At 38.5% G+C, this 7489-nt stretch carries 8 protein-coding genes; 7 read left to right on the top strand and 1 reads right to left on the bottom strand.

Annotated features, from left to right (window positions below; translation table 11 throughout):
* The first annotated feature begins 878 nt into the window (after positions 1-878).
* From N482_RS02940 to N482_RS02920, 5 genes are all read left to right on the top strand, one after another.
* Positions 879-1436, top strand: a complete 558-nt coding sequence (locus tag N482_RS02940) for a rhomboid family intramembrane serine protease (protein ID WP_063375667.1) — start codon at positions 879-881, stop codon at positions 1434-1436.
* A 153-nt stretch (positions 1437-1589) separates the two neighbouring features.
* Positions 1590-2189 carry a recombination mediator RecR gene (recR, locus tag N482_RS02935; protein ID WP_063375666.1) on the top strand — a complete coding sequence of 200 codons (600 nt, stop codon included), beginning with the start codon at positions 1590-1592 and terminating at the stop codon, positions 2187-2189.
* 290 nt (positions 2190-2479) lie between these two features.
* Positions 2480-2854 carry a hypothetical protein gene (locus N482_RS02930; RefSeq protein ID WP_155730453.1) on the top strand — a complete coding sequence of 125 codons (375 nt, stop codon included), beginning with the start codon at positions 2480-2482 and terminating at the stop codon, positions 2852-2854.
* Positions 2855-3082: 228 nt separating this feature from the next.
* A complete protein-coding gene (locus N482_RS02925) occupies positions 3083-3634 on the top strand; it encodes a hypothetical protein (protein WP_063375664.1) in 552 nt (183 codons plus the stop codon).
* 1 nt (position 3635) lies between these two features.
* Positions 3636-3980, top strand: a complete 345-nt coding sequence (locus N482_RS02920) for a hypothetical protein (RefSeq protein WP_063375663.1) — start codon at positions 3636-3638, stop codon at positions 3978-3980.
* A gap of 388 nt (positions 3981-4368) precedes the next feature.
* On the opposite strand, the gene N482_RS02915 is transcribed toward N482_RS02920, so the two are convergent.
* On the bottom strand, positions 4369-4821 hold the full coding sequence (locus N482_RS02915) for a helix-turn-helix domain-containing protein (protein ID WP_063375662.1): 453 nt from the start codon (positions 4819-4821) through the stop codon (positions 4369-4371).
* A gap of 187 nt (positions 4822-5008) precedes the next feature.
* Between N482_RS02915 and N482_RS02910 the strand changes: the two genes are divergently transcribed.
* Both N482_RS02910 and htpG read left to right on the top strand, forming a co-directional pair.
* The gene (locus tag N482_RS02910) at positions 5009-5311 is read left to right on the top strand and encodes a helix-turn-helix transcriptional regulator (RefSeq protein ID WP_081227685.1); all 303 of its coding nucleotides are present in this window, start codon (positions 5009-5011) and stop codon (positions 5309-5311) included.
* A 227-nt stretch (positions 5312-5538) separates the two neighbouring features.
* Complete coding sequence (gene htpG, locus N482_RS02905) at positions 5539-7455, top strand: molecular chaperone HtpG (RefSeq protein WP_063375661.1); 1917 nt, start codon at positions 5539-5541, stop codon at positions 7453-7455.
* The last annotated feature ends 34 nt before the right edge of the window (positions 7456-7489 follow it).

The following is a 7489-nucleotide window of genomic DNA, read 5'->3' as shown; positions in this document are numbered from 1 at the left end:
CAGATTTTTGAACACTACCTCGATACCCACAAAAATCCTCTTTTTAAACAATCAAAATAATTTCCTCGCAGTTTAAAGGTTTATAGATGCTCATTAGAGCGTGAGTAGATGAGGAATAATAACCAGCTTTGGTACCAAACAGTTAGCTATGCTGTCATGCAATTGCCCTAAGATCCCGATTAGATCACATCCGTTTTACAAGACATTGCATTGCTAGATATTTAAATCCATCCGTTCCACTGAGTTAGGTAATCAAACAGTAGTTAGTGATTCAAGGAAAATCAGTTTTGATATGATCAAAAATGAATTTAGATGCTCTAGTAGTGGCGAATATGCATACTACTAAACTCATTTAAAGTTACTTATGACTTTAAAGTTAAGAAAGTTATTTTGTTGGTTTTCTGTTTCGAATCCTTTCAAACATGCAGCGCCACCAGCTTCTTTTCTTTTGGTTTTGTTTCTTCAGTTGAATGGCGCAATCATATGCTATTTTATTTATATCTATATTTGAGTTACAGTATTTTGCTTGATATCTTGTGATACGTTTTTCACGAGCTCGCCTCTGGATGTCTTTCATAGGGGGCTTTGTTAGTAATAGTTATTGATATAAAAGCATACTTCTAAGGCTTGTCAAAAGTAGTAAGAGTAACCCTACAAACGGGGACAAATAGGGGACAAATAAATACTTATTTGACCCTATGACAGGTTATGCAATATTCATCTAAGCCAGTAAAAATGGGCTTTAATAAGATTAAATAAGCCTAAATTACCCTGCTGTTATTAGGCTTCAAGATGCCGTTTTAAGATAAATACAATGAAAAATCCCGCTAGTTATAGCGGGCTTTTTCATTTCTTATACCGAATAAACACAGTTAGATATGAAGTCGAACTCTTTTTTTCCAAGTAATCTTTCGCTGATCTTATATGCATCGACCATCATGATTTTGATGTTACTACTGGACTTAGTTGGTGTGCCGGTAAAATCCTTAGGTTTAATTCCACATAGTGAAACGCATTTAATCGGCATTTTAACTTCGCCATTCATACACAGTGGTTGGTCGCACTTAAGTGGGAATTTAATAGGCTTAGCTATTAGCGGCTATCTAATGAGCAAACAAGCCTGGTTCAAGAGAGTGACACTGGGCATTACTTTAAGTACAGGTATTTGTGTATGGTTGTTTGCGGGTAGCGGGAATCATATTGGCGCATCTGGTATTATCATGGGCTATTACGGTTATCTGATAGGTATCGCATTATTTAAACGTAACCTTATAGGCTTTACGAGTTTAGCTGTACTAATCGCGTTAACTTATTACGTGAATATTAGCTTTTTCGCTACACTTTTAGACTTTTCTGAGCAAACAAGTAGTTCAGGGCATCTATTTGGCTTCAGCAGTGGTTTAGGTTTGTCCTATGTGTTGAGGAATAAAAAATAGTTCTAAATTCTGCGAAATGTTAGAAGCAAGGACAAAATTGAAGCAATTGAACTTTGTGTTTATTTGATTGCTTTCAATCACTGTTTGAATCACTTATTATCGCACTCTAGCGAGTTATTTCATTCGGTGCAAGGGTACCGACATTGAGGATATATGCAGTTATCACCTAAATTAGCCGCCTTAGTAGAAGCATTGAGATGTTTACCTGGCATCGGTCCCAAGTCAGCTCAGCGCATTGCTTTTCATTTACTGGAGCGAGACCGTGATGGCGGAGCTCAATTGGGTAACTGTTTGACCGAGGCAATGACGAGCATCGGCCATTGTGAATCTTGCCGAACATTTTCAGAAACGCCTATTTGTGACATTTGTACTAGTATAAAGCGTCAAGACTCTGGGCTACTGTGTATCGTTGAATCTCCTACAGATGTACTCGCGATTGAGCAAACAGGGCAATACAGTGGGTTGTATTTTGTTTTAATGGGACACCTATCGCCATTAGATGGTATTGGGCCTCAAGAGATAGGTCTAGATGTACTCCACGCTAGGTTGCAACAAGGTGGTATTCAAGAAGTTATTCTTGCGACAAACCCAACGGTTGAAGGTGAAGCTACAGCACACTACATTGCTGAACTTTGTAGTAATCTTGATGTTAAAGCGTCGAGAATAGCCCACGGTATGCCTGTGGGAGGGGAGTTAGACTTGGTTGATGGCATGACGTTAATGCATGCATTTTCTGGAAGGAAAACGCTCTAACGTTACAATTGAATTAAATCTTAATCTGTTCAATAGCTTATCATTTTAACCTGACTAGGGCTTGCACTCAGTATTGTTTACAAAATGTAAAATTAGAGGTTGCAATTCTAGTTAGGGGGACATATTATTTTAGTGCCGGAATATTTACTGATGATTGTTTTTAAGACTCAGAAATATGGTGGATTTGGATCTAGTGTTTTGAACAAAAGTTTGAGGCGCTTGATCTTTACTCGGCAATTTAACTATTACTTGTAATATATACGTTACTAGATACAAACAAGGTATATTCTGTGACAATGCTAATCGCTGCTATATTACTTTATATGTTGGCAATTACTATCTGTTTAACCGTGATAGTAAAAGGTCATAGCTTAAATAATATAGAAAAAAAGGTAAAAAAACTAATAGCAAAGGACTCTGCTGATAGCGAAGACGTGATCACCCAAAAAGATTACTATCAGGCGTATGAAATAGTAGATGATTTGGGGGCAGTACTGGAGTGCAATAATGACATGGTAAAGTATGACGGTGTCAAGAGTGTATTTCGGCGTGTTGAAAAGTTTAGGAATCAAAAGCAACCTGAAACGACTCAAAGCGAAGAGGGTGAGGTTGAACTAGACGATCAAGTTTGTAAGAAGAGAAATGGCTTATGGGTAGTAAAATAAGTGTGGCTACTTAACGCTATCGCCTTTGTCTTAATGGAAATGAGTAATTTGAGTGTATTTTTACACAGATTTTTAAGGGTTAATGAGATTTAAACTATAAAAAATCAGCCCAAAAATGACAAGACAATAACAATAAGTGGTTTAAGTAGAGTGTTTGCATGCGAGCTGATTAAAACTCAGCCGATATTTGCTTAAAACACCTAGCAGGTTGATTAATAACTCACATTTATGAATGAATTTATAGACTTAATTAGCTGGGTACTTAAAGCGCTCATGCTCCTTGTTGTCGTTTATCTGCTTTATTACTTTAAACAGTACCGTTTAGGCTTGTTGTTTGGGCGTTCAGGAAGCCTTAAAACGAGAGACGACCATGAGCTGCATTCATGCTTTTTGGCTGCCTTGGTTACACTTGTTTTTTACGTGCTTTTTCAGCAACTACTAGATTACATAGTAACGTTACCTATTGAGCAAATGGCCCTTAGGCAGATTTATCACTTTATCGCGGCCTGTACGTCCGCTTCTATCATTATAACACTTACACTTCTGCATGCCGTGAGAGGCTGCACGTTTTCTCCAGTGGCGAGGTTTTGTTGTTATCTGCAGTTTCTCAGTATGGTATTAAAAACAACTCAATTAATTGTCTATGGCTATATGGACATTGTTGCATTCAACTCAGTTTTTTCTATATTGATCCTAACAATCACGATTGTTCAATTTATCTTGGTTGCGAAATACCCGTTAAAGATATTCATGATCAATAAGTTTGCTAGGGAAAGCTGACATGCCATTACTAATAGTTTTATTGTTGATTTACTGTTTAGTTATTTGTTTTATTTTAGCAGTAGTCATAAATGGTCATGAACTAACCCGTTTTGAAAAGAAAGTACGTGCTTTTTTGGTTACAACAAAAGAAGAATCTGAGGTGCCGGACGAGCTCTATAATAAAGCCTATGAAATCGTTATGGACTTAGGGGAGGCATTAGAAAGTGATAATGACCTTGCAAAGCATGATGGCGTGCAAATGGTTTTAAAGCGTGTTGAAGATTTTCGAGACGACTCAAAGGATTTCAACTACCAAACTCATGAAGAGACAGATCCCAAGCCTAGCCTTAAAGTGATAAAATAATCTCTGCGTATGCTATTTGGTCAAAATGTAATTTATTGACGGATTGTGTTCAATTTAGTTCCTTTTTAAGGTGTGTGTTCAGTGAAACTTATTGAAGTGAGTTAAAGCCACATTCGGTCTTTATGCCAGATACATAAGGTAAGCAAATTTTGCTTCTGGTTTATACCAACTTGATCGTTTTCTATTCGGGTTAGTAACTAATTTGAAGGAGTGGGCTTTTGTGTGTTGTGGCAAGGGAGACATTGCCAAACTATAATTGTAAGCGTAAAGCAGACTTCGTTACGTAATAGTAACCTGCTTTAACTTTGTATTCTTTGGCTCGATACTGATGCTCGGGTTTAAATGCTATGTTTACTAGCGCTCGATATGTTTTAACGCTTCAATAATACTAACCGACCTTTTTAGTTGGGTTTACAACTCTCTTGTCTAAAAATGGTTGTAAGTCTCTTAATAAAATTTTGCCACAATTATCGAAGTTTACTTCTTTACCTCTTTTAAACCATCCAAGGTGACAAATAAAGAGCAAACTTTCTTTTGCAGCTTTCAAAAACTGAGATTCAAAATCTTTGTCATACGATTGGGTTACATTTTGCAACTGACTAGATTGGATTGAAGTGGTCACATTGGGTCTCTCTTGGCCTGTAATTAACCAGCACGCATGTTTCTCTGTTAACGGGTGTGAAAAAAACTTTTCAATTACGGATAGCGTAGGCTCCCTCTCTCCCTTCTCATACTTACGGTATGAGGCGGTAGGTATATCTAATAATTCAGAAAAACTAATTTGTGATTCTTCTAAGGATACCCTTAGTTGTTTCAATCTTGTTGCAAAAGCTGTTGACATATAACCCAATCCGATCAATTATTTACTCAGTTGACCCAGATAGACTACATTAAATGAGTTCAGTTGTCTAATTGGGTCGGGGGTAATTTAATCATTTTTTCTTACTTTTGGTTGGGTGGACTAGCTCTGTTAGTAAGCATATCCAGCTTAATGTTAGTGGAATGCTGAAAATGGATATGGATATGTTATGAGTGTGATCTCTAGAAATGAACGTTCGCGTAAAGCGCAAACACAAGATGCTAAACGTTATATTCAAATGACTATACGCAGAATGCGTCAAGACATGAACTTAACACAGGCTCAATTAGGTAAAAGCCTGGTTACACCAGTCGACCAAGCAACCATTTCAAACTGGGAATCTGGGAAAACGGAATTATCAGCATCACAATTATTAGATGTAATGATGTTATTCGGCAAACCTAACTTTCTTATGCTTTTGGAGCAAAGCGACGCCTCAGACATGGCTTTTGTAGCGCGAAAATCAGCATAGTAACCCTGACTCTGTTAAACGTACTGCGCTAAACTTAGGTTTCGTGCAGTACAGTGAGAGCCAAGCAGGTAGCACTGTTTTTGCTTGCCCTTTGCGAATACAGACGATAAAAAAATTCTATTTACCTCTTGAAAAACCTTTTCACATCACAATATACCTAACCATAACATTACAAACAGAATAATAGTACAACGAGCTTGTGTACTAAAATGATTAGGATATATCGAATGTCTGATATTAAAAACAAAGAAAACCACCAGTTTGGCACAGATGTAGGTAAGCTTCTAAACCTCATGATCCACTCTTTGTACTCAAACAAAGAAATATTTTTACGCGAACTTGTATCAAATGCATCAGATGCAGCAGATAAACTGCGCTATTTAGCTTTGCAAAACGGCGACTTGTATGAAGGAGACGCCGATCTTAAAGTGTGTGTAAGCGCTGATAAGGAAGCTAAAACTGTCACTATCTCTGACAATGGTATCGGTATGTCCCGTGAGGAAGTGATTAGCTCACTTGGCACAATCGCAAAATCAGGCACAGCAGAATTCTTCCAAAATCTTACGGGGGATCAAGCGAAGGACTCTCAATTAATTGGTCAGTTTGGTGTTGGCTTTTACTCTGCATTTATTGTTGCAGATGAAGTGACCGTTCGTACACGTAAAGCAGGTGAAACCACAGCCGTTGAGTGGCAGTCTAAAGGTGAAGGCGAGTACTCACTGGCAGATGTTGAAAAGGCCGAACGAGGAACTGAAATTACCCTTCATTTGCGCGAAGACGAAGGTGAGTTCCTAGATGAATTCCGCTTACGCTCAATTATTACTAAATACTCAGACCACATTTCTATTCCTGTTGAAATGTTTAAAGCGCCAGTACCTGAATCTGAAGGCCCTGATGGTGAAAAAATTGAAGCGCAACCGGGTGAGTGGGAAGCGATTAACCGCGCTACAGCACTTTGGACACGCGACAAATCAGAGATCTCTGAAGACGAGTACAAAGAGTTTTACAAGCATGTAGGGCACGATTGGGAAGAGCCTTTGACATGGGCACACAACAAAGTTGAAGGTAAGACAGAGTACACTAGCTTATTGTATATTCCGAAAAAGGCACCTTTTGACCTTTGGAATCGTGACCGCCAAACAGGTTTGAAGCTATATGTTCAACGCGTCTTCATCATGGACGATGCTGAGCAGTTCATGCCAAGTTATCTACGATTTGTAAAAGGCTTGTTGGATTCAAATGATCTACCGTTGAATGTATCACGAGAAATTCTTCAAGATAACAAAATTACACAGGCTATACGTAAGGGTTGTACATCTCGTGTATTGAAGATGCTTGACCGCATGGGCAAGAATAAACCTGAAGAGTACCAAACATTTTGGAATGAATTCGGCCAAGTAATCAAAGAAGGCCCAGCTGAAGACGCAGCAAACAAAGAAGCGATTGCAAAATTATTACGATTTAGCTCAACAAGCACTGATGAAAGCACTCAGAATGTATCTCTTGAGCAATACGTCGAACGCATGCAAGAAGGTCAGGATAAGATTTACTATGTAGTTGCAGATAGCTTTGCAACGGCTAAGAGCTCTCCGCACCTTGAGATTTTCCGTAAGAAGGGCATTGAAGTACTACTTATGTCAGATCGTGTTGATGAGTGGATGATGGGCCATCTAACAGAATTAGATGGTAAGCAATTCCAGTCAGTGACGCGTGGTGATTTAGACCTAGGTGACTTAGAAGACGAAGAATCTAAAAAGGCGCAAGAAGAGAGCGAAAAAGATGTAGCTGGACTTGTTGAGCGTATTTCAGCGTCACTAGGTGATAAAGTTAAAGAAGTTCGCTTTACGCATCGTCTAACAGACTCTCCGGCGTGTGTTGTAGTAGATGACCATGATATGAGTTCGCAAATGCAGAAGCTCATGGAGTCAATTGGTCAGTCTGCACCAGAAAGTAAGCCAATTTTTGAATTAAATCCAGAGCATCAATTAGTGAAGCATCTAAATGATGAGCAGGATGAGGATAAGTTTGCGCAATGGTCAGAAGTCTTGTTTGACCAAGCACTGTTAGCAGAACGAGGCAGTCTAAAAGACCCTGTCAGTTTTGTGACTCGCTTGAACAAGTTAATGCTTGATTTGAGCAAGTAATCTTAAATGAGTAAAAAAGCCAGCTTATGCTGCA

Source organism: Pseudoalteromonas luteoviolacea NCIMB 1942, from assembly GCF_001625595.1.
GTDB classification, from domain to species: domain Bacteria; phylum Pseudomonadota; class Gammaproteobacteria; order Enterobacterales; family Alteromonadaceae; genus Pseudoalteromonas; species Pseudoalteromonas luteoviolacea_A.
Note: the sequence above shows the minus strand (reverse complement) of the source record. Positions and strands in the feature narration are given on the sequence as shown.